At 73.3% G+C, this 22951-nt stretch carries 23 protein-coding genes; 6 read left to right on the top strand and 17 right to left on the bottom strand.

What is annotated here, in order from left to right; translation table 11 throughout:
• Window positions 1-16: 16 nt before the first annotated feature.
• The 7 genes from ABGB14_RS18130 to ABGB14_RS18100 form a co-directional block, all read right to left on the bottom strand.
• Window positions 17-1057 carry an ABC transporter ATP-binding protein gene (locus ABGB14_RS18130; RefSeq protein ID WP_347644842.1) on the bottom strand — a complete coding sequence of 347 codons (1041 nt, stop codon included), beginning with the start codon at window positions 1055-1057 and terminating at the stop codon, window positions 17-19.
• Between the two features lie 13 nt (window positions 1058-1070).
• A complete protein-coding gene (locus tag ABGB14_RS18125; protein WP_347644841.1) occupies window positions 1071-2765 on the bottom strand; it encodes an iron ABC transporter permease in 1695 nt (564 codons plus the stop codon).
• Window positions 2765-3775, bottom strand: coding sequence for an extracellular solute-binding protein (locus ABGB14_RS18120; protein ID WP_347644840.1), 1011 nt, complete (start codon window positions 3773-3775; stop codon window positions 2765-2767). The genes ABGB14_RS18125 and ABGB14_RS18120 overlap by 1 nt, the downstream gene beginning before the upstream one ends.
• Before the next feature lie 27 nt (window positions 3776-3802).
• Window positions 3803-5371 carry a CehA/McbA family metallohydrolase gene (locus ABGB14_RS18115; RefSeq protein WP_347644839.1) on the bottom strand — a complete coding sequence of 523 codons (1569 nt, stop codon included), beginning with the start codon at window positions 5369-5371 and terminating at the stop codon, window positions 3803-3805.
• Between the two features lie 98 nt (window positions 5372-5469).
• Complete coding sequence (locus tag ABGB14_RS18110; protein ID WP_347644838.1) at window positions 5470-6432, bottom strand: alpha/beta hydrolase; 963 nt, start codon at window positions 6430-6432, stop codon at window positions 5470-5472.
• A gap of 76 nt (window positions 6433-6508) precedes the next feature.
• The gene (locus ABGB14_RS18105) at window positions 6509-7411 is read right to left on the bottom strand and encodes an alpha/beta hydrolase (RefSeq protein ID WP_347644837.1); all 903 of its coding nucleotides are present in this window, start codon (window positions 7409-7411) and stop codon (window positions 6509-6511) included.
• 222 nt (window positions 7412-7633) lie between these two features.
• Window positions 7634-8296 carry a TetR/AcrR family transcriptional regulator gene (locus ABGB14_RS18100; protein ID WP_347644836.1) on the bottom strand — a complete coding sequence of 221 codons (663 nt, stop codon included), beginning with the start codon at window positions 8294-8296 and terminating at the stop codon, window positions 7634-7636.
• A gap of 62 nt (window positions 8297-8358) precedes the next feature.
• On the opposite strand from ABGB14_RS18100, the gene ABGB14_RS18095 reads away from it, so the two are divergent.
• Together ABGB14_RS18095 and ABGB14_RS18090 are read left to right on the top strand one after the other, a co-directional pair.
• Window positions 8359-9225, top strand: a complete 867-nt coding sequence (locus ABGB14_RS18095; protein ID WP_347644835.1) for an NAD(P)-binding domain-containing protein — start codon at window positions 8359-8361, stop codon at window positions 9223-9225.
• A 91-nt stretch (window positions 9226-9316) separates the two neighbouring features.
• Window positions 9317-9499, top strand: a complete 183-nt coding sequence (locus ABGB14_RS18090; RefSeq protein WP_347644834.1) for a DUF1918 domain-containing protein — start codon at window positions 9317-9319, stop codon at window positions 9497-9499.
• Here ABGB14_RS18090 and ABGB14_RS18085 read toward each other — a convergent pair whose 3' ends face one another.
• Together ABGB14_RS18085 and ABGB14_RS18080 are read right to left on the bottom strand one after the other, a co-directional pair.
• On the bottom strand, window positions 9500-10027 hold the full coding sequence (locus ABGB14_RS18085) for a type II toxin-antitoxin system prevent-host-death family antitoxin (protein ID WP_347644833.1): 528 nt from the start codon (window positions 10025-10027) through the stop codon (window positions 9500-9502).
• A gap of 112 nt (window positions 10028-10139) precedes the next feature.
• The gene (locus ABGB14_RS18080) at window positions 10140-10988 is read right to left on the bottom strand and encodes an aldo/keto reductase (protein WP_347644832.1); all 849 of its coding nucleotides are present in this window, start codon (window positions 10986-10988) and stop codon (window positions 10140-10142) included.
• Between the two features lie 215 nt (window positions 10989-11203).
• Between ABGB14_RS18080 and ABGB14_RS18075 the strand changes: the two genes are divergently transcribed.
• The 3 genes from ABGB14_RS18075 to ABGB14_RS18065 all read left to right on the top strand — a co-directional run bounded on the left by ABGB14_RS18075 (window position 11204) and on the right by ABGB14_RS18065 (window position 13370).
• A complete protein-coding gene (locus ABGB14_RS18075) occupies window positions 11204-11737 on the top strand; it encodes a GNAT family N-acetyltransferase (RefSeq protein WP_347644831.1) in 534 nt (177 codons plus the stop codon).
• A 63-nt stretch (window positions 11738-11800) separates the two neighbouring features.
• On the top strand, window positions 11801-12562 hold the full coding sequence (locus tag ABGB14_RS18070; protein WP_347644830.1) for an SDR family NAD(P)-dependent oxidoreductase: 762 nt from the start codon (window positions 11801-11803) through the stop codon (window positions 12560-12562).
• A gap of 394 nt (window positions 12563-12956) precedes the next feature.
• The gene (locus tag ABGB14_RS18065; protein WP_347644829.1) at window positions 12957-13370 is read left to right on the top strand and encodes an aminotransferase class I/II-fold pyridoxal phosphate-dependent enzyme; all 414 of its coding nucleotides are present in this window, start codon (window positions 12957-12959) and stop codon (window positions 13368-13370) included.
• Between the two features lie 354 nt (window positions 13371-13724).
• Here ABGB14_RS18065 and ABGB14_RS18060 read toward each other — a convergent pair whose 3' ends face one another.
• Both ABGB14_RS18060 and ABGB14_RS18055 read right to left on the bottom strand, forming a co-directional pair.
• On the bottom strand, window positions 13725-14348 hold the full coding sequence (locus ABGB14_RS18060) for a response regulator transcription factor (RefSeq protein WP_347644828.1): 624 nt from the start codon (window positions 14346-14348) through the stop codon (window positions 13725-13727).
• Window positions 14345-15622, bottom strand: coding sequence for a sensor histidine kinase (locus ABGB14_RS18055; protein WP_347644827.1), 1278 nt, complete (start codon window positions 15620-15622; stop codon window positions 14345-14347). Before ABGB14_RS18055 ends, ABGB14_RS18060 begins: the two co-directional genes overlap by 4 nt.
• 137 nt (window positions 15623-15759) lie before the next feature.
• Between ABGB14_RS18055 and ABGB14_RS18050 the strand changes: the two genes are divergently transcribed.
• Window positions 15760-16716 carry a CPBP family intramembrane glutamic endopeptidase gene (locus tag ABGB14_RS18050; RefSeq protein ID WP_347644826.1) on the top strand — a complete coding sequence of 319 codons (957 nt, stop codon included), beginning with the start codon at window positions 15760-15762 and terminating at the stop codon, window positions 16714-16716.
• Here ABGB14_RS18050 and ABGB14_RS18045 read toward each other — a convergent pair.
• The 6 genes from ABGB14_RS18045 to ABGB14_RS18020 are packed head-to-tail and all read right to left on the bottom strand — an operon-like array spanning window position 16697 to window position 22942.
• Entirely contained in the window at window positions 16697-18130 is a 1434-nt protein-coding gene (locus ABGB14_RS18045; protein ID WP_347644825.1) for an aldehyde dehydrogenase family protein, read from the bottom strand. The genes ABGB14_RS18050 and ABGB14_RS18045 overlap by 20 nt on opposite strands.
• The gene (locus ABGB14_RS18040) at window positions 18127-19257 is read right to left on the bottom strand and encodes a P1 family peptidase (protein ID WP_347644824.1); all 1131 of its coding nucleotides are present in this window, start codon (window positions 19255-19257) and stop codon (window positions 18127-18129) included. Before ABGB14_RS18040 ends, ABGB14_RS18045 begins: the two co-directional genes overlap by 4 nt.
• Window positions 19257-20435, bottom strand: coding sequence for a M20 family metallopeptidase (locus ABGB14_RS18035; protein WP_347644823.1), 1179 nt, complete (start codon window positions 20433-20435; stop codon window positions 19257-19259). Before ABGB14_RS18035 ends, ABGB14_RS18040 begins: the two co-directional genes overlap by 1 nt.
• Window positions 20432-21232 carry an ATP-binding cassette domain-containing protein gene (locus tag ABGB14_RS18030; RefSeq protein ID WP_347644822.1) on the bottom strand — a complete coding sequence of 267 codons (801 nt, stop codon included), beginning with the start codon at window positions 21230-21232 and terminating at the stop codon, window positions 20432-20434. The genes ABGB14_RS18035 and ABGB14_RS18030 overlap by 4 nt, the downstream gene beginning before the upstream one ends.
• Window positions 21201-22121 carry an ABC transporter ATP-binding protein gene (locus ABGB14_RS18025; protein WP_347644821.1) on the bottom strand — a complete coding sequence of 307 codons (921 nt, stop codon included), beginning with the start codon at window positions 22119-22121 and terminating at the stop codon, window positions 21201-21203. The genes ABGB14_RS18030 and ABGB14_RS18025 overlap by 32 nt, the downstream gene beginning before the upstream one ends.
• On the bottom strand, window positions 22118-22942 hold the full coding sequence (locus ABGB14_RS18020; protein ID WP_347644820.1) for an ABC transporter permease: 825 nt from the start codon (window positions 22940-22942) through the stop codon (window positions 22118-22120). The genes ABGB14_RS18025 and ABGB14_RS18020 overlap by 4 nt, the downstream gene beginning before the upstream one ends.
• Window positions 22943-22951 lie beyond the last annotated feature (9 nt).

The following is a 22951-nucleotide window of genomic DNA, read 5'->3' as shown; positions in this document are numbered from 1 at the left end:
ACGGTGACGGGCGCCTTCAGGCGACGCCGGTGTCCCTGCCGACGACGGTGAACCTCTCGGCCACCAGGCCAACGGTGGCGCCGGTGGACAGGGGGCGGCGGTGCTCGAAGGCGAGCCGCTCCCCTCCGGGCAGCTCGGCGACCGACTCCCTGGTGCCGCCCTGGAAGCTGCTGCGCACGACCTTGCCGGTGAACTGGGCCTGACCGCTCTCGACGATGCGCAGGTCCTCGGGACGCAGTGCCACGTGCACGGCGGCCCCGGCCGGGCCGAGCGGCCGGCCGAAGCCGACCTTGCCGCCGCTGCCTAGCGCGAGCTCGCCGTCGTCGGTGACCTGGCCGCGCAGCAGGGTGACGCTGCCGACGAACGAGGCCACGAACGTGGTCTCCGGCCGTTCGTAGACGTCCTCGGGGGCGCCGATCTGCTCGACCCGGCCGCCGTTCATGACGGCGACCAGGTCGGAGATCTCCAGGGCCTCGTCCTGGTCGTGGGTGACGTAGACCGCGGTGATGCCGGTCTCCTGCTGGATGCGGCGGATCTCCCTGCGCATCTCGACGCGGAGCTTGGCGTCGAGGTTGGACAGGGGCTCGTCCATGAGCAGCACGTCCGGTTCGAGGGCGAGCGCCCTGGCCAGGGCCACGCGCTGCTGCTGGCCGCCGGAGAGCTGGCCGGGCCGGCGCTGTTCCCTGCCGGTGAGCCCGACCATGGCCAGGCCCGTGGCCACCTTGTCCGCGACGGCCTCCTTGGGCAGCTTGCGCAGGCGCAGCCCGTACGCGACGTTCTCGGCGACCGTCATGTGCGGCCAGAGCGCGTAGTTCTGGAAGACGAACCCGATGCGGCGCTTCCAGACGGGAACCTTGGCGATGTCGCGCTCGCCGAAGCGGATGGCGCCGGTGTCGGCGGTCTCGAACCCGGCGATGATCCGCAGCAGCGTGGTCTTGCCGCAGCCGGACGCGCCGAGCAGGGTGGCCAGCCGCCCCGACGGCACGGAAAGGTCGACCGACTCGAGCGCGGTGGTCTCCCCGAACGTCTTGGAGATCCCTTCGATGCTGATGTCCATGGTGAGCTCCGGATCACAGGGAGACCGTCTTGTAGCGACGGCGCAGCAGGTAGAGCGGGACGTAGACCGAGACCAGCAGCACCGTGGTCATGGCCGAGGCGACGCCGAACGGGCTGCCCGGCTGCATCGCGTTGGTGAAGATGACCACGGTCATGGTCACCCAGGGCACCGCGTACAGCATGACGGTGGCCGACAGCTCGGTGATCATCTGCAGGAATCCGACGGTGCCGCCGGAGATGACGGCGGGCCTGATGATCGGCACGACGATGTCGCGGAAGCTGCGCCGCGGCGGCGCGCCCACGCTCATCGCGGCCTCCTCCAGCGACGGGTGCACCTGCCCGAGCGCGGTCTCGATCGACTTCATCACGTACGGCAGCCGCCGGATGAAGTACGCCACCACGATGATCAGCGCGGTGCCGGTGAGGATGACGGGCAGGTGGTTGAAGGCCAGGATGAACCCGATCGCGAAGACCGTGCCCGGCAGGATGTACGGCACCATGACGAGGTTGTTGAGCAGCGGCCCTGAGATCATGAACCGCTTGCGCGCCACGATGTAGGCCACCACGACGCCCATCACGAGCGCGATCAGGCAGGCGATGCCGGCGAAGACGAAGCTCAGCACGATGGGCTGCAACGACTCCTCGAACAGCCGCCGGTAGTTCTCCAGCGTCGGCTCCCACTGCAGGATGCCCGACTGCCAGCGCAGGAAGCTGGTGAGCACCACCACCATGTGCGGCACGAACCCGAGCAGCAGCGCCGTCCAGATGCCGGTCAGCACCAGCGCCTTGGGGCCGCGGCGCAGCTCGCGCAGCGGCTGGTCCCTGCCTCCCGTCACGGCGAACGACCGCCTGGCCACGATCCTGCGCTGGGCCACCAGCGCCAGCCCGGAGACGAGCACCATCATGAGGCTGGCCGTGGCGGCCACGCCCGGGCTGGCGGCGACCTCGGACATGAAGTTCTGGTACACCACGACCGGCAACATCGAGTAGCCGCCGCCGATCAGCATGGGCGTGCCGAAGTCGGCGAAGATCCGCATCGCGGCCAGGTAGCAGCCGGTGGCGATGGCGGGCACGGCGAGGGGCAGCGTCACCTTCGCGTGGGTGCGCCACGGCGTCGACCCGACGGACGCCGCGGCCTCCTCCAGGGCCGGGTCCACCGCCCTGAACGCGTCGTACACCATGAGGAAGATCAGCGCGAAGGTGAACCACACGCCGACCCAGATGATGCCGCCGACGCCGAGAATCGACTCGAACGGCAGGGGCAGGCCGGCCTCCCTGGCGGCCTTGGTGATCATGCCGCCGCTGCCGAGCAGCAGCAGCCACGCGTACGCGCCGAGGAACGGCGGCGAGGTGGTGGCCATCGTGAGCATGGTGAGCACGCCCTGCCGGCCGGGGATGCGGTAACGCGCCACGACGAACGCGAGCGGCACCGCCACCAGCGCCGCGCCCGCGCCCACCGCCAGGCTGACGACGACGCTGTGCAGCAGCGGCTCGGTGAACCGCTCGTCGGTGACGAACGCGCCGAACCTGGCCAGCGTGAACGCGCCCGCGTCGTCGGTGAACGCCGCCCTGACGATCCACAACTGCGGGTAGACGATGAAGATCAGCAGGATGAGCAGCGCGATCAGTCCGGCGAGCCGCCACGGGTCGCGCCAGCTCGACCGGGACCGCCGGCCCGGCCGTCCCCGCGCGGTCGTGGAGGCCGCCATCAGCCCGCGCTCTTGACGGCGTCGTCGAACTTGGCGAGGATCTCGTCCTTCTTCTCCGCCGCCCACTTCTCGTCGACGTCGGCCCGCTTGAACCCCTCGACCGCCGGCAGGCCCTTGGGCGCGGGCACGTCGCCCCGCGACGAGCGGCGCTGGACCTGGTCGACCATGATCTGCTGGGCCTCCTTCGACATGAGGAAGTCCACGAGGGTCTTGGCGGCCGCCTCGTGCTGGGCGCCCTTGATGATGCCGGCGGAGCCGATCTGGCCGGACACGCCGTCCTCGGGGTAGATCAGCTTGATCTTCACGCCGGCGTCGATCCACTTGGCGCCCAGGTCCTCGTTGATGAACGACGTGCCGACCTCGCCGTCCTTGACCATGTTGAACATCGCGGTCGAGCCGTCGAGCATGCGGGCGTTCTTGACGAAGCGGTCGACGTAGTCCCAGTCGTGCAGGGTGACCATGGTGGTGAGCAGGCTGTAGGAGGTGCCCGACGACTTGGGCGTGGCGAAGGCCACCTTCCCACCCGCGTACCCCGGCTCCGCCAGGTCCTCGAACGTCTTCGGGTGCTTGGCCGCGTCGGGGAACTTGTCGGTGTTCACGGCGATCGCCTGGAAGAGCAGGTCGGTGGCGTGCCAGATGTGGGCGGGGTCCTTGGCCACGGTGGCGGCGTCGTTCGGCAGCTCGACGGGGGCGATGAGGTCGGCGTTGGCGGTGTAGAGCTCCGACGAGCCACCCCAGATCGCGTCGCCGAGTGGCCGGTCCTTCTCGGCCCGCACCCGGGCGAACGCCTCGCCGGTGCCGGGCAGGCCGATCTTGTTGACCTTGATGTCGGGGTGCTTGGCCTTGAACGCGGCGAGGATCGGGTCGGTCACCTCGGGGCCGCTCACCGAGTAGAGCGTCACCGTCTTGTCATCGCTCTTGCCCGCGGTGGCGTTGTTGGTCAGCACGCCCGAGCAGCCCGTGAGGACCAGCGCGAGCACGCCGGCGCCCAGCGTGGTGGCATACCGCATGAACTCTCTCCTGACACGAGGGGGGTTTCAACCGCCGGGGCGCACCCAGACGGGGTTGCCCGCGGCCCGCAGCGAGCTGTGGTCCCGCAGGGAGCTCGCCCAGAACTGGGGGTCGTTCCTGCCGGGGTCGGCGTGGACCTCCGCCCGGTAGTAGGCCCGGTGATGAGCCCGGTGATCGGCCCGGTGATCGGCCCGGTGATGGTCGCCGGGTGCGGCGAGCCGGTCCTCGACGGTGATCCGCTGCCACTCCCCCGGCTTGTCCGCGGCGGGGACGACGTTGATCAGCAGCCCGTCGCGCAGCACGAACACCACGACGGGCTCGTCCGCCCGCACGTCCACGTCGACCTGGACCCGCCCGCCGGGCGCGGCGGCGGTCGCGCCCATGGGGGCGCCGTTGACGTGCATGTCGACGTCCGCGCCCCGCCAGACGTGCACGCGTCCCCGCCGCAGGCCCTCGACGATGCCGCGCTCGCTGCCCTCGTCCGCGTGCACGACGGTGACCACCTGGCCGAGCGCCTGACCGGGGTCGGCCGGGTCGTGGCAGTCGCTGCCCGCCACGCCGATCACCCGGTGGCCCGAGGTGAGCAGGCGGTCCCACAGGCCGATCTGGGCGTCGTTGTTGGCGCCCTGCTGGAGGTGGGCGATCTCGATGAGATCGACGGCGTCCCAGGGGGTGTCGAAGCGCCGCCAGGCCTGGTCGCCGCTGAAGGCGTGGTTGACGCAGACCAGGCCGCCCTGCTCGTGCACGTCGGCCGCGACGTCGACCATGGTGTGGTCCGGGCGGTCGACGTAGGTGTCCACCCAGCGGGTCAGGCCGTGCAGGTTGGCGTGGCCGCGGTGGCTGGTCAGCTCCATGGAGTGCAGCAGCACGATGCCGTCATGGGCGTCGAGATCGGGCCAGTGGGCGGCGGTGAAGTGGTCGGTGACGGCCAGGAAGCCGAGGCCCGCCTCCTTGGCGGCGCGCACCAGGTCGGCGACCGGCCGGCGGCCGTCGGAGTGCGTGGAGTGGCTGTGCAGCTCGCCGCGGTACCAGCCGGGGCCTCCGGCGGCCGTCCGCCGCCGCGCCTCACGGTCTCCCGGCCCGGTCGCCACACCGCGCGCCCCTCCCGTCGCGGCGGCGCGCGCCGGTTCGGGCGCCGCGCCGGCGGCGGGTCCGGGCGCCGTGTCGCGCGCCGGTCCGGGCGCCGTGTCGGCCGGGGGGCCGGCGGGAGGTCCGGCGGGGGTCTGTGCCGCGCGTACGGTCAGCGTGTACGGCGCCGCCGCCTTGTGGCGGTCGAGGTCGAGCCGCACCGTCCAGCGGCCGGCCGGGACGGGCCCCGCGACGCAGCCGGGACCGGCGCCGTCCGCGCCCACCCTGATCACCAGCCGGCGGGGGCCGGGACCTCCCGGGCACTGGACGTGGCCGCGAAAGGTGCCGTCGGGCTCCAGCAGAACGGCGTAGATCTGCACGACGTCGACGATCTTGTCGTACTCCAGCACCAGCTCCAGCTCGCTCACCCCGTCGGGGACGTCGAGCGGATAGTGCAGGTAGTGCAGGTCGAACGCCGGCTCCGGCAGGGTGGTCGCCACCGAGAGCAGCTCGGTCCCCCCGATCATGCGGTGCCCGCCTCCGTCCTGTCTGGATGGTTAATGCTTTCTATCCAGCAGATGAACGGCATGTCAACATTTGTTAAGACATAAGGGCAATCTGTTGTCTACCTGTGAGCCGGGCGCGCACCAGAAGGGCGCCGGCCGTTCAGGAGGTGGGTGCGGACGAGCTCGCCCACCGCGGCGGGCGCCTGGAGGTGCAGCAGGTGTCCGGCCCCGGCCACACGTTCCAGCCGAGGGCCCCGCAGGGCGGCGAGCTCGCGCCCGACTCCGGCGATGAGAGCCTCGCCCAGCTCGCGGAACTCGGCCGGCAGCCCGGCGAGCGGGGGTGCCTGGCCGCCCTGGACGAGCAGCACCGGGCAGCGGGTCCGCCGGAGCACGTCGAAGACGCTCCAGCCGTCCAGCGGCGCCAGCAGCGCGGCCTGGGCGTCGGGCCCCGGCCTGCGCCGCCACGCCGACGGGCCGTCGGAGGCCAGGCAGCGGCGGGCGCCCGCCTCCTCCAGGTCCGCGTCGATGCCCATGGCCTGGGCGCGCAGCCGTACGTGCTCGATCATCGTCTCCACGTGGTCGTCGGTGAGCACGGCCGGCGCCGCGGCCAGCATGGCGGTCTGCGCGGCCCGGAGGCGGGCGACCTCTTCCGCGGGCAGCCCGGGGTAGAGCTCGGGCCGTCCGCCGCCGAACCCGTCGAGGTCCGCCACTCCGGGGCAGTCCGGCCGCCGCGCGCCATGGCAGACGGCGATCATGCCGCCCAGGGAGTGGCCGATGACGTACGGGTCGGTCAGCCGCAGGGCGTCGACGACCGCGTCGAGGTCGGCGAGGTGCGCGTCCCAGCCGTAACCGGCGCCGGCGGGAGTCTCGGCCGGGGCTTCTGAACGGCCGTGGCCCCGCAGGTCGTAGGCGACCAGCCGGGCTCCCGGCAGGTGGCGGCGCAGCGGCTCCCAGTCGAGCAAGGAGCGGTTGGCTCCGTGGATCAGCACCACGTCGGGGCCGTGCCCTCCGTGGTCGGCCACGGCGATGCGGCCGGACGGGCCGTCGATGACGGTCGTGGCCGGGTCGGGAAGATCTCTCACGGTGTGTGCCTCTCGGATCGGTGCGGGTGAGGTCGTCGGCCTTGCGGCGGGCCGCCGCCGGGGTTGCACGCGGTGTTCAGGCGCGCAGGGTCTTGAGAAGGAGCTCGCCGAACTCGGCGGGGTGCGTGGTCAGGCCGGTGTGCCCGCCGGGGAAGTGCACGAGCTCGATGCCGAGCCGCTCGGCCAGGAACGCGGCCGGGCGGTAGGGCAGTTCGCCGCGCGAGTCGTGGCCGCACGCGAGCACGAGCCGGTCCTGCAGCGCCGCCAGCCGGTCGACGTCCGGGGTGTAGGACATGAAGCCGGGCACGATGCGCCCGATGAAGTACGGCAGGCCGGCCATCGTCTGCTCGGCCCGGGCCGCCGCCTGCGGCGGGAGCTCGATCCCGCCCGGCGGTTCGACCGGCGGTTCGGCCGGTGCTTCGGCCGGTGCTTCGGCCGGTGCTTCGACTCCGGCCGGCGGCTCGGTGGCGGCGCCGCCCTTCTTCAGCCCTGCCGCGAACACGGCCAGGGCGGGCATGGGTCCCTCGTTTCCGAACGTCTCCCGTACGCGGGCGATCAGCGCTCGATGCTCGGCGGCGTCGGGCAGGACCTCCACCACCGGCGGCTCGTGCGCGACGACGCGCCCGACGCGTTCGGGATGGGTGGCGAGCAGGTGCAGGGAGACGATCGCGCCGGAGCTGGCGCCGAAGACGCGGGCGGGCTCGCCGGGCGACAGCAGGTCCAGCAGCCGCAGCGCGTCGTCGGCGTGCTCGGCCACCCGCTGTTCGGCCTCGGGATCGTCCAGCGCGCTGCGGGCCATGCCGCGCGGGTCGTAGGTGGCGACCGTGTGGTGGGCGGCCAGGTCGCCGGCGATGCCGTCGAAGGACGCCGCGCCACCCGTCCCTCCGGGGATGAGAAGCAGGAGCGGGCCCTCGCCGCGCACCTCGTAGTGCAGGCTCGCGCCGTCGACGCGCAGCCTGCCGGTCGTCGGGTCTGTCATGGCGAAACTCCTTCTCGGGACACGAAAGCATCCTAGGCTCCCTAGGCCAAAACCTAGGACTCCTAGGTATACCGTGGGAGCCGTACGAAGGGGAACCGGATTTCCGCCGGGATCGCCTGATTCAGGTGGCGGCCCGAGGCCGGTCGGGGAGCAGCACGGCGGAGCGGGCCCCGGATCACCGTCCGGAGCCCGCTCCGCGCGCTGAAGGCGGGAGCCGGCCGGCTACCCGTGACCGGCGTGGGTCCGCGGATCGCCCGCGACCTCGCGGCTGTGCGCGAGCAGGGCCGGGTAGTCGGTGGCGATCCCGCCCAGCACCGCCGCGACGGCGCTCTCCACCTGGTCCCCGGTGATCGGCGCGTGCCCGAACAGCGCGCGGTAGTGCACCAGCGAGCCCAGCATGTCCAGCACCAGCTCGCGGTCGATGTCGGCCCGCAGGTCGCCGCGCGCCACCGCACGCTCGATCATCTCGGCCACCGCCGCTCTCGGCGGGTCGAACAACGTCGCCATGAACGTCTCACGTGTCTCCGGCTCGGCCGCGCAGTCGGCGAACAGCGGCCCCAGCACGCCGGGCCTGATCCGCCGGAATGCCGCGACGAACACGTTGATCCCCTCGTTGAGGTCGCAGAGCGTGCAGCCGGTGTCGGGCGCGCGGGCGGTGCCGAGCCGCGTCGCCAGCGCGGCCAGGACGAGACGCCGCCGATCGGGCCAGCGGCGGTAGATCGCCGGCTTGGTCGCGCCGGCGCGCCGGGCGACCTCCTCGATGGTGAGCCGGGTGTAGCCGGCCTCGTCGAGCACCGCCAGCGTCGCGTCCAGCACGGTCCGGCCGATCTGCGGGTCGCGCGGGCGGCCCGCACGCGCCGCCCGCCCCTCCTGACGTGGTTGCACGAGCCCGAGTCTAACCCTTATGTTTCGTTTCGACCCGTAATGTAATAAGAGAGGCTTTCCCCATGAACGATCTCTCCGTGACGGTGCTCGGCCTCGGCGCCATGGGCGCCGCCCTGGCCCGCACGTTCCTGGAGCACGGGCACCCGACCACGGTCTGGAACCGCTCCCCCGCCAAAGCCGGCCCTCTCGTGGCCGGCGGAGCGCGGCACGCGGCCACGGTCGCGGACGCCATGGCGGCGAGCGACCTCGTCGTCCTCTGCCTGACCGGCCACGACGCGGTCATGGAGGTGCTGGCCGCCGGGGGCGCGGCCGCGGCCGGCCGTACCCTGGCGGACTTCTCCACCGGCATCCCCGACGAGGCCCGCGAGAGCGCCGCGTGGGCCGGCGAGCACGGCGCCGTCCACCTCGACGCGGTCGTCCAGGCGGGCCCCGCGGACATCGGCACCCCGGCCGCCACGCTGATCTACAGCGGCCCGGCGCGGGCGTTCGCGGCCTGCCGCCCGGCACTGGAGCCGCTCGGGACGGCCCACCACGTCGGCGAGGACCCCGGCCAGGCCGGGCTGTACGACCTCGCGCTGCTCGGCCTCTGGTACGACACCACGCTCGCCTACCTCAACGCCCTCGCGCTGGCCGGCGGGACCGGGGGCGTCGAGCCCGAGACGTTCGCGCCGTTCGCGGCCAAGCAGATGGGCTACGTCGTGGCGGCGGCCCAGGAGACGGCCCGCGAGGTGCGCGACCGTTCCTACCCGCGGGGCCCGGCCTCGCTGACCGAGCACGCCCCAGTGCTGGAGCACCTCGTCCGGCTACGCGCCGCCGCCAAGCTCGGCACCGCCCCGCTCGAACACCTGCTGGCCCTCGTCAACCGGCGCATCGCCGACGGCCGCGGCGACGAGGGCTTCACCGGCGTCGTGGAAGAGCTCGCACGCTGACCTCAACCCCCACGGCCAGTCGTCTTTGCGCAGCCGCCCGCCTGGTGCAGTGTGGGAGTGAGCCTCCAGAGCCGGCCGAGGGGAAGTCACCATGCAGGCGAACGTCGGCGACACGCTGATCGTCCACGGTCATGTCGTGGGCCAGGGAGACAGGAAGGGCGAGATCATCGAGATCCGCGGCCCTGACGGCACCCCGCCCTACATCGTCAGGTTCGATGACGGGAGCGAGCACCTCGTCTTCCCCGGACCCGACGCGGTGATCAGGCCGGCCTGATCAGTCGTCCTCCAGCGCGTCGAGCGCCTGGCCGATGCTGTCGCCCGAGCCGAACGCGACCTCGGCGCCCTCCTGGTCGCGCACGGTGGCGGTGGTCCGCCCGTGCGCGTCGAGGGCGAGGACGATGGTGCCGCCGCCGAGCAGCATCACGTCGGCGGTGGGCAGATGGCGGGGAGCGGGGCCGTCGATCAACCGCGCGGCCGCGACCAGGGCGGCGACGGGGCGTCGGTGCCGGGACAGCAGCACGGGCTCGTGCTCGTACGGATGGGCGACCTGGCGTACGAGGTCGCCGAGCTTGCCGCGGGCCGTCGACACCGGCACCAGCGGCAGGCCGCTCAGCAGCCCGGACACCTCGGACAGCGGCACCAGGGCGGCCCATTCCGAGCGCTCCCTGGTGATGAGCGTGATGGCGCCGCTCCTGGCCTCCCGCACGAGCGAACCCCAGCGGGCGCGGGCGTCCTCCACGCCGAGCGGCGCCCCGAGGCGGGCCACGAGCTCGTCGTACGCGGGCCGTGCCATGTTGATCATCCGCAGATCGTAAGCCTCCTGACGAAACTCCCGCAAGCCGCCCGACGGAGTCCGTGCGGAACCGGCACGCGCGGGCCGTCTCCGTGCCAGGAACGTGAACGCGCGGCGACCGTCATCCGCCGAGCCGGTCGAGGACGGCGAGATCGTCGGGGGCCAGCGAGACGTGCGCGGCGCCGAGGTTGTCCTCCAGATGGGCGAGGGAGCCCGTGCCGGGCGTGGGCAACATGACCGGCGAACGGTGCAGCAGCCACGCCAGCGCCACCTGCCCGGGTGTGGCGCCGTGCCGCCGCGCCACCTTCGCCGGTCCGGCCGCGCCCGGCCCGGCCAGCGCGCCGTTCCCCAGCGGGAACCACGGCAGGAATCCCAGCCCTCGTTCCTCGCACATCCGCAACACCGGTTCGGACTCCCGGTCGAGCAGGTTGTAGCGGTTCTGCACGGAGGCGATCTCCGTGATCTCCAGCCCTCGCGCCAGCTCCTCGGCGGTGACCGTGTCGAGGCCGATGTGCCGGATCTTGCCCTCGCGCCGCAACTCGGCCAGCGTGCCCAGCTGGTCGGCCATCGGCACCTCCGGGTCGAGCCGGTGGAGCTGGTAGAGGTCGATGGTCTCGGTCCTCAGGCGGCGCAGGCTCGCCTCGCACATGGCTCGCAGCCGCTCGGGCCGCCCGGCGACGTGCCAGACGTTCGGCGCGGTGCGGACCACGCCGCCCTTCGTCGCCAGCACCAGCCCGCCGGGGTACGGGTGCAGCGCCCGCGCGACCAGCTCCTCCGCCAGGCCGGGACCGTAGTTGTCGGCCGTGTCGATGAGCGTGACGCCGAGCTCGACGGCCCGGCGCAGCAGGGCCACCGCCTGGCCGGGCTCCATGCGCGGCCCCCAGTAGCCGGGACCGGTGAGCATGCCGGTGCCGTATCCGAGGCGTCTGACGCTCAGCACGCCCGCGATGTCGAAGCTGTCGCCGGCCAACCCGGCCCCCTCTCACGCGCGCGACGGCGTGACGCCCAGCCGGCCGAGCGCCTCCTGGGCGGCGCGCACGGCGGCGGACGGAGAATGCCGTTCTCCGGGGGAAGGCTAGCAGGGAACGCCGTTCCGCCCGTGCGGCGGCCGGCCGACGGCCGGCGCGCGGACGGCCGCGCGAAAATCTGTCGAGCCCGCACGATCCGGCTGGCTACCGTTGCCCCGTGCACGTTCACCTGGAGACCGAGCGGCTGATCCTGCGCCGCTTCACCGAGTCCGACGCCGACCTCCTCTTCCCCCTGCACAACGACCCCGACGTCATGCGCTACCTCAACGGCGGCAAGCCGACGCCACGCGAGGTGATCACCGGCGAGACGCTGCCCCGATTCATCGCCACGGGCTTCTTCGCCGCCCACGAGAAGCCCTCGGGAGAGTTCATCGGCTGGTTCCACCTGCGCGCACCCGAGGGCGGGCCGGCCGACGAGCCCGAGCTGGGCTACCGGCTGCACAAGCGGGCCTGGGGCAAGGGGTACGCGACCGAGGGTTCGCGGGCGCTGATCCGCGAGGCGTTCGAGAAGCTGGGCGCCCATCGGGTGTTCGCCAGGACGATGGCCGTCAACCTCGGCTCCCGGCGCGTCATGGAGAGATGCGGGCTGACGTTCGTCCGCACGTTCTTCGAGGACTGGCCCGACCCCATCCCGGGCTCCGACCAGGGCGAGGTGGAGTACGAACTGCTGCGCTCCGGCTGGCGGCCGTGAACGGAGCCCGCGTGGGGCGGGGGACCTGGTGCACTGGTCTGACCAGTCGTTAGGGTGCCTCGTATGAGATATGACGCGCTGTTCCGCCTGGACGGGCGGCGGGCCGTGGTGATCGGGGCGGGAAGCGGGATCGGCAGGGAGGCGGCGCTGGCGCTGGCCGCTCACGGGGCGTCCGTGGTGTGCGCCGACCGTGACCTGGCTGCGGCGGAGGAGACCGCCGGCCGGTGCGCGGGCCGTGCGCGGCTGGTCGACGTGCTCGACTCCGCCGGCGTGCGCCGGCTCGCCGACGAGGAACCCGCCGACGTCCTGGTGTTCACCGCCGCGACCAACGTGCGCAAGCGGCTGCTCGACTACACCGGCGAGGAGTTCGACCGGGTGGTGGGGCTGAACCTGCGGGGCTCGTTCGACGTGGTGCGGGCGTTCGGGGCGGGCATGGTGGAGCGGGGGCGCGGCTCGATCATCGGGTTCGCCTCGATCCGGGCGTCCGTCACCGAGCCGGGGCAGAGCGTCTACTCCGCCACCAAGGCCGGGCTGGTGCAGCTGCTGCGGACCGCCGCGGCCGAGTTCGGGCCGCACGGGGTGCGGGTCAACGCGATCGCGCCCGGCGTGGTGGAGACGCCGCTGACCGAGCAGATCAAGAAGGACCCTGGCTGGTACGACGCGTACGCCGCCAAGAGCGCGCTCGGCCGGTGGGCGGCGGCCGAGGAGATGGCCGGCGCCGTGGTCTACCTGGCGGGCGACGCGGCCAGCTTCGTCACCGGCTCGGTCCTGTACGTCGACGGCGGCTGGACCGCCGTGGACGGCCGCTTCGACCCCCCGAACTGACCGCCGGCGCGCCGACCGGGTCCGCGGCCGGGTCGGACCGGCCACGTCGGACTTCGCCGCAGGCCTGGAGAAATTTCCAACGGATATGCCTGATCTGCGACGATGCATGACTCTGCGGCTGTGGTGTCGATTCGCTTACGGAGAAGGCGTGAGCGACGACAAGCCGGAGTCTGGGTACGGCGCTGGCGGCCGGCCGCTGTGGACCGTGCGGGATCGGGACACCGAGGTCATCCGGACGGTGCTGCGCACAGCTGACCGGTTTCGGGATGTTGGGCAAGGAATTCGCGGTGATTCCACATGCCGCCGAGTTCTGGGGCGAGACAGGCGCGAGCTAGGGGGAGGAACGCTTTGCGATCGTGTTTCGCACAGCGTTCTGGCAGGGCCCCCAGGAGAGGTGCGTTCGCGACGGCTGGCAGATCGGTCAGGTTGCAGCGGGTGGCCAGGTCGGGGGCGGCGGGCCAGCTGCCGGACCGCCGCCGCGCTGGCGGCACTCCGGCTGCTGCGCCGCGACCCCGCGCGCCCGTCCAAGGCCCGCAACACCGCACGCGAGCTGCACGCCAGGCTCGCCGCAGCGGGGCTGGACACGCCACGGCCCGAGGCATGCGTCTTGTCCGTACTCGCCGAGAACGCCGACGCTGCCGTGCGCTGGGCCATCGCCTGCCGGGACGCCGGAATCGCGGTCGGCTGCTTTCGCCCGCCATCGGTCCCGGACGGGATCTCACGGCTGCGGCTGTCCGCACGAGCGGACCTCATGCCGCAGGACATCGACCGCGCTGTCAACATGATCACCCGAACAGCTCCACGATGAAACCGCAGGCCACAGCTCGAACCGTTACCCCCTTCGCACGACGATGACGATGGGCCCGCGCACGGCCACGCCCGCCCTGGCACAGGCGGTGCGGCGGTGCTCCAAGGCGGCGTTGTAGAGCGTGCGGTGGTCCTCCAGGCACGCCGCGAGCGCTGCCGACCTCCCGGGCGGTGGGGCGCAGCAGGAACGTGAACGACCTGCGCACACCCACCTCCCATCACGATCGGTAACGACACCGCCACGATGCCGGCCGGCGCCGACAAAACCAGGAAGGACATCCGTGATGCGCGGACCTGACAGGTCAGGGCACGCTCGGGCCTTGACGGCCCTCCCGCTCCCGATTCCCCCGTCGCCTCAAGGCGACGATCCCCCTCGGGAGACTCTGATGGCGAGCTGGGTGCGGTCGCGCAGGCGGAGTTTGCGCAGGATGCTGGAGATGTGGTTCTTCACCGTGCCCTCGGTGATGAACAGCCGCCTGGCGATCTCGCGGTTGGTGGCGCCCTGGCCCACCAGCACCGCCACCTCGCGTTCGCGTTCGGACAGCTCCTCGCCGAGGTCGCGGGCGGCGGGCGCCCGCCGCAGCTCGGCGACCACGCGCTCCGCCGCGACCCCGCCGAGCACCGTCTCCCCGCGGGCCGCCTTGCGGATGGCCGCCACCAGCTCGTGCGGCGGGGTGTCCTTCAGCAGGTAGCCGCGGGCGCCGGCGCGCAGGCCGCCGAAGATGTAGTCGTCGTCGTCGAACGTCGTCAGGATGATCGCGGGCACGTCGAGCCGGGCGATGAGCTCGATGCCGTCCATCCGGGGCATCCGGGCGTCGACCAGCGCCACGTCGGGCCGGGCGGCGTCGAGCAGGTCGAGCGCGGCGACGCCGTCGGCGGCCTCGCCCACCACCTCGATGCCCTCCTCGATCTCCAGCAGCTTGCGCAACCCTTCGCGCATGAGGACCTGGTCGTCCACGATCAGCACCCGCACGGTCACACGCCCACCTCCGCTCGCGCGGGCAGGCTCACGCGCACCACGAACCCGCCGCCGGGCGCGGCTCCGGCGGTGAGCGTGCCGCCCAGCGCCGCGATCCGCTGCCGCAGGCCGGCGAGCCCGCGCTCACCGCCCACCACACGCTGGGCGCGGCCCTCGCCGCCCTCTCCGCCGCCTGTCGGGTCGCCGTCGTCCCCCGCCGGGTGGCCGTCGCCGGCGGGGGCTCCGCGGCCGTCGTCGGCGATGGACAGCGTGACCTCGTCGTCCGAGGACACCAGCACGACCTCGACCTTGCGCCCGCCCGAATGGCGTGCCGCGTTCGTCAGGCCTTCCTGCAGCGTGCGGTAGAGGGCCAGCTCGGCCTCCTCGCCGAGCGTCGGCCCGGCTCCCGCCGCGCGGAACGTGACCTCGAGACCCGTCCCCTCGAACGACCTGGCCAGCTCCGCCATGGCCGCGGGCCCGGCCCGCCCTTCGAGAGCAAGCGGTTTCAGCGCGCGTACCCAGCGCCTGGTGTCGGCCAGCGCCTCCATGGTGAGCCGCTGGGCCTGGCGTACCTCCGCCCACGCGTCGTCGGGCCGGGTCTCCCGGTATCGCTGGGCGTTCTCCAGGCCGAGGTTGATCACGGTCAGGTAGTGGCCGACGGAGTCGTGCATCTCTCGGGACATGCGGGCGCGTTCCTCGGCCACGGTCAGCTCGCGCACCCTGGCGGCGTAGCGACCGAGCTCCGCGTGGGCTTCGCTGAGCTCGCCGAGCAGGCGTTCGGTCTCGCGGGCGCGCTGCCGCGCGTCGAGCAGCGTGTGCGCGGTGACCAGCGCCAGAACGACGAACGCCGCGATGATGACCGTCTCAGCGACCGCCCAGCCGGCTTCGTACGGGCCCCGCACCAGCATGCTGCCGACGAACCCGCCGGCGACCAGCACCACGCTGAACCCGGCGCCCCCGAGGACGCCGAACACGCACATGGCGTGCACGATCGTGACAGCGATCAGCGGGTAGCCCGACGCGGAGCTGCCGCTGAGCACGCCCGCGAGCGCGGCCAGCATGAACAGCAGGCTGACCGCCTTGCGGGCCGGCGAGGCGCCGCGGTTCCAGTGCAGAAAGGGCCACAGGAGCAGCAGCGCCACGGGAGGCACGGCGAACAGCCATGTCCCCTTGCCCGCCGCGGCGGCGTACAGCGCGCTCAACAACAACACCAGACTCGCGAAGGCGCACAGCGCGGTCAGCACGTAGGGGGCCCGCGTGTCGGTGCCGTGGGTCCAGCGATCACCTCCAGCCACGGCATCACGCTAACACCAGGGCCGGGCCGTTCTCCGCCCCCGGCAGGGGAACATGACCAGCGACATAGCTCAGGGTCGTACCCGGACAGGTCGCCGGCGGGATTCGCCTCGCGCGGCGTTTGCCTACCTTCGGCGGCATGACTTCTCCTGCCGTCACTTCGAGGGGGATCGGACGTGACACCCATCCCCTGCTCACCGTTCTGCTGGCGCAACTGATCTACGCGGCCGGCCTGCTCGCGGGCATGCTGCTCTTCCGGACGCTGGGTGCGCTGCTGGCGGGGACGCAGCCGTCGCCGCCGCTCATCGCCGTCTTCGCCGTGCTGCAGCCCGTGCTCGGCCACGCGCCCATCTTCCTGCTGCTCTGGGCCTGGGTGCGGTTCTACGAGCGGCGGCCGTTCGCCGCCTCGCTCGGCCTCACGTGGGACGGGCTCGCCTGGAGGCAGCACGCGGCCGGCTTCGGCCTGGGGACGGCGTTCATCGCGGGGTGGCTGGCGTTGCAGGCCGCCATCGGGAACCTGCGGGTGGACGACACGCTGGTGGCCTCCGGCACGCCGCTCGCGGCGCTGGCGTACCTGCTGCCGGCGTTCTACCTGGGCAGGATCGTGATGATCTCGATCGAGGAGATCCTCTACCGGGGCTGGATCCTGCGCAGCGCCACCACACGCTGGGGGACGACGGCGGGCATCGCGATCTCGTCGGGGGCGTTCGCGCTGTTCCACTTCGCCGGCCCGCTGATGCTGATCTCTCCCCTGCACCGGTTCACCTGGGTGCTGGCCGCCAACCTGGTGCTCTGGTCGGTGCTGGCGGCGCTGCTCACGCTGATGGGCGGCAGCCTGTGGGCGGCCATGGCCTTCCACGCGACACCGCTCTGGCTGGCGTCCCTTGTCTTCGTGGTGGCCGCACCCGGGCAGGGCCCGCCGCAGCTCGCCATGGTGCTGCTCTCCCAGCCGCAGGCGAGCCCGCTGCTGGGAGAGCCCGCCACGGCCGGCCCGTTCACGGGGCTGCCGACCACGGTGCTGCTCGCGCTCCTGTGCGGCGCCGCCTTCGCCGCCTACCGGAGGCGGGGCCGGCGCGTCACGCCTGCGGCCGGATGATGGCCATCCTGGTGACGGTCAGCTCCTCGATGGCGAACCGCGGGCCCTCGCGGCCGGCGCCCGAGTCCTTCACGCCGCCGTACGGCATGTTGTCCGCCCGGAAGCCGGGCACGTCGTTGACCACCACTCCCCCGGCCTCGATCCGCTCGACGGCGGCGAACGCCGTGGCCAGCGACCGGGTGTAGACCGCCGCGTGCAGGCCGTACCGCGAGGCGTTGACCGCGGCGAAGGCGGCGTCGAGGTCGGGCACCTGGCGCACGCACACCACGGGGCCGAAGATCTCCTCGTCCCAGGCGTCGGCGCCGTCGGGGACGTCGGCGAGCACGGTGGGCGCCAGGGCGCGTCCGACGCGGTGCCCGCCGGTGACCGGCTGCGCTCCCGAGGCGGAGATCCACGCGAGCACGCGGTCGGTGGCCGCCTCGTCGATGAGCGGGGCGACGCGGGTGCCCGGCAGGCGCGGGTCGCCGACGGTGACGCCCTTGACGCGCTCGGCCAGCAGGGCGAGGAACCTGTCGCGTACGGGCTCCTCGACCAGCACCCGCTGCACCGAGATGCACGCCTGGCCGGAGGCGTAGTAGCCGCCGCGCACGACCGCGTCGGCGGCGGCCTCCAGGTCGGCGTCGGCCGCCACCACGAGCGCCGCGTTCGAGCCGAGCTCCAGCAGCACCTTGGTGGGGGCGGCGCCGCGCGCGATGGCGTGGCCCGCCGCGGCCGAGCCGGTGAACGAGACCGCGCCGATCCGCCGGTCCTCCACCAGGGTCCTGCCGACCTCGACGTCCCCGGTGACGAGCTGCACGGCGGCCGGGGGAAGCGCGCCGGCCGAGCGCAGCAGGTGGACCAGCCAGAGGGTGGCCAGCGGGGTCGCGGGCGCCGGCTTGACGATCACGGGACAGCCGGCGGCGACGGCCGGGGCGATCTTGTGCGCGGCGAGGAGCAGCGGGTAGTTGAAGCCGGTGATGCCGACGACGACGCCGATCGGCCGGCGCGTCCAGAACCCGATCAGGCCCTCCCCCGACGGCAGCAGGTCGAGCGGCACGGTCTCCCCGTGCAGCCTGGCGACCTCCTCGGCGGCCGTGGCCAGGGTGACCAGCGTCCTCGCGACCTCGACCTTGCAGTCGGCCAGCGGTTTGCCGGTCTCCAGCACCAAGAGCCGCTCGAACTCCTCGCGGGCCGCCTCCAGCGCGTCGTGGGCGTGCGTGAGGGCGGCCCGCCGGGCGTGCGAGGGCAGGCCCGCCATGGCGGGGGCGGCGGCCAGCGCCGCGTCGAGGGCCTGCCGGGCGTGCGCCGGCGTGCCCAGCGGGGCCGCGGCGACCCGGGTGCCGTCGTAGGGGAAGATCACGTCGGTGGTTGCCGCGGTCTCCGTCCATCCGTCGCCGATGGGCAGTCCGGCGGGCCAGGCTTGCTCGATGCTCATGGCTCTTTCCGTAGGGCGCTGGGAAACACGTCGAGGTACGCGGGCGCGCCCTCGCGGCCGGTCGCGGCCAGCACGGCGTGCGCCACGGCGCGGCTGAACACGTCGGCCACCGCCGCCAGGGCGTCCTGGAGCACGTCGTGGTCGGGGGCGGGGCGGGCGCAGGTGGCCAGGGCGAAGATGGTGTCGCCGTCGGTCATGGTGTGCGCCGGCCTGATCGCCCTGGCCAGGCCGTCGTGGGCGACCGCGGCGAGCTTGCCGCACCGGGCCTTGGTGAGGGCGAGGTCGGTGGCCACCACGCCGATGGTGGTGTTGAACGACGGCGCCTTCTCCGGACGCCAGGCCGCGGCCTCCTCCGGCGTGGGAGGCTCCAAGGCGAACTCCCCGGGCAGGCCGTACCTGGCGCCGGAGAGGGTGGCGTCGGCGGGGTCGAGAACGGAGCCCGCGGCGTTCACGACGGCCAGGGCCGCCACCGTCGTGCCGTCGGGGAGCACGGCGCTGGCCGTTCCCAGGCCCCCGGCCAGTCCGCCCGCCACCGCGCCGGTCCCGGCCCCGACCGACCCGTTGGCCGTCGCCGGCGCCGTCGTGCACGACACCCCGCCGTCCTGGGTCACTGTCCCTTCACGGGGCCGGAGGGCCGGTCGTTCGTCGGAAAGGGCGGTCACCGGCGGGCGGGAAGCGGCCGGCGCGTCGCGGGTTGCCGCCGGGGAAAGGGCGGCGTCATAGGCGGCGGCGCCCAGCGCCGCGTCAGGGACGGCGCGGAAAGTGCCGCCCCGCCCGAGGTCGAAGATGACGGCCGCCGGGACGATCGGTACGGCGCCGCCCTCCACCGGATACCCGATGCCCGCGTCGGCGAGCCGGTCGACGACCCCGCACGCCGCCCCGAGCCCGAACGCGCTCCCGCCCGACAGCACCACGGCGTGCACGCGTTCCACCAGGTTGCGCGGGTCGAGCAGCTCCGTCTCACGGGTGCCGGGCGCCGCCCCGCGTACGTCGACCCCGGCCACCGCGCCCCCGGCGGGCGCCACGACCACGGTGGTGCCGGTGCGGTGGCCGCCGCCGACCCGCTGCGCGTGGCCGACGCGCAGGCCGGGGACGTCCACCAGCGCGTTGGCGGGGCCCGAGCGCATCAGTGGTCTCCGGTCAGGAACCGGCGGGCGGCCTCGGCGAACACCTCGGCGCACCGGACGATCTCGGCGATCTCGACGAACTCGTCCGCCTGGTGCGCGATCCACTTGCCGCCCGGCCCGTACACGACGGAGGGGACGCCGCCCCAGTGGGTCAGCACGGTCCCGTCGGTCGAGCCGGGCACGCCACCGTACACCGGTTCCCGCCCGGTCACGGTGCGGTGCGCGGCGGCCAGCGCCGCGACGACCGGGTCGGAGACGGGCACGTCCACCGGCGGCCGGTCCACCAGCGTCGACACCTCGGCGGTGATCCCGTCGCGGGAGGCGAGGGCCGCCACCCGCTCGGCGATGACCTTGTGCTCGACCCCGGGGACGGTCCGCACGTCGACGAAGACGGAGGCGAGCGCGGGGATGACGTTGACCTGCTCCTCGGACCCGGCCCGCAGCACGGTCGGCGTCACGTACACCTCGCCGAGGTGCTCGTGCGCCGGGTGCGACGCCTGGAGCTCGTCCTGCAGGGACCGCAGGCCGGCGAGGAGCTCGCCCACGGCCTGGATGGGGTTGCGGCCGTGCTGCGGCATCGCGCCGTGGGCCATCCTGCCGGTGAGGTCGACGCGCAGCCGCAGCGCGCCCTTGGCGACGGCGCAGATCTCGCCCGCCTCGGGCTCGGCGACGATCGCGCCGTCCACGTCGGCCGCCAGGCCTTCGGCGACGAAGTGGTGCGCGCCGAGCATGAGGCCTTCCTCGTCGGCGAGCGCGCACACCTTGACCCGGCCGGGGAACGGTCCAGCGAGCTGCAGGGCGCGGGTGGCGTAGAGGGTGGCCGCGAGACCGGACTTCATGTCGGCGCTGCCGCGGCCCCACAACCGCCCGTCGCGGATCTCGCCGCCGAACGGGTCGACGGTCCACGTGGACAGGTCGCCCTCGGTCACCACGTCGGTGTGGCCCTCGAACATCAGGGTCGGCCCGTCGCCGCCGCCGCCCTCGACGACCGCCACGACGTTGGGCCGTCCTGGCGCGGCCTCGTACACGACCGGCTCCCAGCCCCACTCGCGCATCTTCGCCGCGACGAGCTCGGCGGCGGGCCGCTCGTCGCGGCCGCGCGCCGGGTCGTTGGTGCTGGGGATCCGCACCAGCGCCCGCGTGAACTCCACCACGCCCTCGGCGTCGACCTCGATCACCACAAACCCTCCAATGTCGGTACGGCGCGCAGCAGCTCCTGCGTGTACGGGTGGGCGGGCGCCTCCCAGACGTCGTCCACGGGCCCGGTCTCCACGATCTCGCCCTCGCTCATGACCGCGACCGTCTCGCACACGTGCCGCACCACGGACAGGTCGTGCGAGACGAAGACGAGCGTGAGGCCCAGCTCGTCGACGAGGTCGGCCAGCAGGTTGAGGATCTGCCCGCGTACGGACACGTCCAGGGCGCTCACCGGCTCGTCGGCGACCAGCACCTTCGGCCGGGGCGCGAGCGCGCGGGCGATCGCGATGCGCTGCCGCTGCCCGCCGGAGAACTGGTGGGGGTAGCGGCCGGCGGCCTCGGGCGGCAGCCCGACCTCGGCCAGCAGTTCGCTCACGCGGTCGCCGGCCGGCAGGCCGAGGGCGACGAGCGGCTCGGCGACGAGGTCGCGTACGCGCATGCGGGGGTCGAGCGAGCTCATCGGGTCCTGGAAGACGATCTGGAGGTTCTCGCGCAGGAACCGCAGCCGTTTCTCCGGCCGGCCGGCGATCTCCTGCCCGTCGAAGCGGATGGAGCCGCTGGTGGGCCGGTCGAGCGCGCACAGCAGCCGCAGGAGCGTGGACTTGCCCGACCCGGACTCTCCGACGATGCCGAACCGCTCCCCGCGCCGGACGGTCAGCGACACGTCGCGCAGCGCGTGGACGGCGGCGCCCGGCCTGGCGAGCGAGGTGCGGGGCCGGTGGTAGACGCGGTTGAGGCCGCTCGCCTCAATCAGCGGGGTGCCAGCATGCGAAGGCATGTCCGTCTCCTGTCAGCGCCGGCGCCGCCTCGCACGCGGGGGTGGCGTGCGGGCAGCGGTTCCTGAACACGCAGCCGCCGGGGAACCGGCCCGCCGACGGGACGCTGCCCTGGATGGTGGGCAGCCGGGTGCCGCGCGGGGGGAGCTTGGAGGCGGCCAGCAGCCCTTCGGTGTAGCGGTGGCGGGGGCGGGCGAAGACCTCGCGGATGGGGCCGCTCTCGACGACGCGGCCGCCGTACATGACGAGGACCCGCTCGCAGACGGAGGCGACGACGGCGAGGTCGTGGGTGATGAACAGCAGCGCGGGCGCGACCTCGGCGATCAGCTCGAGCATCTGCTTCTGCACGGTGACGTCGAGCGCGGTGGTGGGCTCGTCGCAGATGAGCAGGCCTGGTCCGTTGGCCAGGGCGATGGCGAGCATGACGCGCTGCCGCTGGCCGCCGGAGAGCTGGTGGGGGTAGGCGCGGGCGACCTGGGCCGGTTCGGGAAGGCGTACGCGTTCCAGCATCGCGACGGCGCGTTCGCGGGCCTCCTGACGCGGCGTGCCGTGCAGCGTCATGACCTCGGCCACCTGGGCGCCGACGCGCATGAGCGGGTTGAGCGCGGTCATGGGCTCCTGGAAGACCATGGACACCTCGCGCCCGCGCAGGTCCTTGACCCGGCTCTCCGGCACGCCGGCCAGGTCGCGGTCGCCCAGCCTGGCGGTGCCCGAGGCGGTGACGCCCTCGGGGAGCAGGCCCATGAGCGACAGCGCGGTCAGCGACTTGCCCGACCCCGACTCCCCGATGAGGCCGACCCGCTCGCCGGGCGCGATCGTGAAGGAGACCTCGCGCACGAGCTCCAGCGATCCGGCCCTGACGGTCAGCTTCTCGACCCTCAGCGTGCTCACCGGATCCTCCTGAGCTTCGGGTCCAGATAGTCGCGCAGGCCGTCGCCGAGGAGGTTGAAGCCGAGCACCGCCAGCGCGATCGCCAGGCCTGGCCAGAGCGCCAGGCGCGGGGTGGAGAACAACAACTCCTGCGACTCCTGCAACATCCGGCCCCACGAGGGCGTGGGCGGGCGGGTGCCGAAGCCGAGGAACGACAGCGCCGCCTCGGCCAGGATCGCGATCGCGAACGACACCGACGCCTGCACGATCAGCATCGAGCCGATGTTCGGCAGCACGTGCCGCACGGCGATGGCGGGCCGCCGGCGCCCCGCGGCCCTGGCGGCCATGACGTAGTCGGTCACCATGACCTGCAGGGTGGCGGCGCGGGCCACCCTGGCGAACGCGGGCACGGTGGCCACCCCGATCGCGATCATGGCGGTGAGCGTGCCGGCCCCGTAGACCGCGCCGAACATCACGGCGAGCAGCAGAGCGGGGAAGGCGAACACCAGGTCGTTGACCCGCATGATCAGCTCGGAGAGCCAGCCGCGCGGCGTCATCCCGGCGATCATGCCGAGCGGGACGCCGAGCGCGGCGGCGATGCCGACGGCCACGATGCCGACGTAGAGGGTGGTACGCGCGCCGACCATGAGCTGGCTGAAGGTGTCGCGGCCGAACTTGTCGGCGCCGAGCGGGTAGCCGCCGCCCGGCTCGCGCAGCTTCTGCGCGGCGTCCACGAGCGTCGGGTCGTGCGGCGTCCAGAAGAAGGACGCCACGGCCGTCAGCACCACGAGCCCGACGAGCGTGCCGCCCGCGACCAGCCCGGCGTTCGTCCTGCCCCTCATCGCACCCTC

It is taken from the genome of Nonomuraea sp. B10E15 (assembly GCF_039871615.1).
GTDB lineage: Bacteria > Actinomycetota > Actinomycetes > Streptosporangiales > Streptosporangiaceae > Nonomuraea.
Note: the sequence above shows the minus strand (reverse complement) of the source record. Positions and strands in the feature narration are given on the sequence as shown.

Coding starts and splice junctions, on each gene's coding strand:
- ABGB14_RS18130 (WP_347644842.1), bottom strand. CDS start 1,057: ATGGACATCAGCATCGAAGGGATCTCCAAGACGTTCGGGGAGACCACC.
- ABGB14_RS18125 (WP_347644841.1), bottom strand. CDS start 2,765: ATGGCGGCCTCCACGACCGCGCGGGGACGGCCGGGCCGGCGGTCCCGG.
- ABGB14_RS18120 (WP_347644840.1), bottom strand. CDS start 3,775: ATGCGGTATGCCACCACGCTGGGCGCCGGCGTGCTCGCGCTGGTCCTC.
- ABGB14_RS18115 (WP_347644839.1), bottom strand. CDS start 5,371: ATGATCGGGGGGACCGAGCTGCTCTCGGTGGCGACCACCCTGCCGGAG.
- ABGB14_RS18105 (WP_347644837.1), bottom strand. CDS start 7,411: ATGACAGACCCGACGACCGGCAGGCTGCGCGTCGACGGCGCGAGCCTG.
- ABGB14_RS18095 (WP_347644835.1), top strand. CDS start 8,359: ATGAACGATCTCTCCGTGACGGTGCTCGGCCTCGGCGCCATGGGCGCC.
- ABGB14_RS18090 (WP_347644834.1), top strand. CDS start 9,317: ATGCAGGCGAACGTCGGCGACACGCTGATCGTCCACGGTCATGTCGTG.
- ABGB14_RS18085 (WP_347644833.1), bottom strand. CDS start 10,027: ATGATCAACATGGCACGGCCCGCGTACGACGAGCTCGTGGCCCGCCTC.
- ABGB14_RS18070 (WP_347644830.1), top strand. CDS start 11,801: ATGAGATATGACGCGCTGTTCCGCCTGGACGGGCGGCGGGCCGTGGTG.
- ABGB14_RS18050 (WP_347644826.1), top strand. CDS start 15,760: ATGACTTCTCCTGCCGTCACTTCGAGGGGGATCGGACGTGACACCCAT.
- ABGB14_RS18045 (WP_347644825.1), bottom strand. CDS start 18,130: ATGAGCATCGAGCAAGCCTGGCCCGCCGGACTGCCCATCGGCGACGGA.
- ABGB14_RS18040 (WP_347644824.1), bottom strand. CDS start 19,257: ATGCGCTCGGGCCCCGCCAACGCGCTGGTGGACGTCCCCGGCCTGCGC.
- ABGB14_RS18030 (WP_347644822.1), bottom strand. CDS start 21,232: ATGCCTTCGCATGCTGGCACCCCGCTGATTGAGGCGAGCGGCCTCAAC.
- ABGB14_RS18020 (WP_347644820.1), bottom strand. CDS start 22,942: ATGAGGGGCAGGACGAACGCCGGGCTGGTCGCGGGCGGCACGCTCGTC.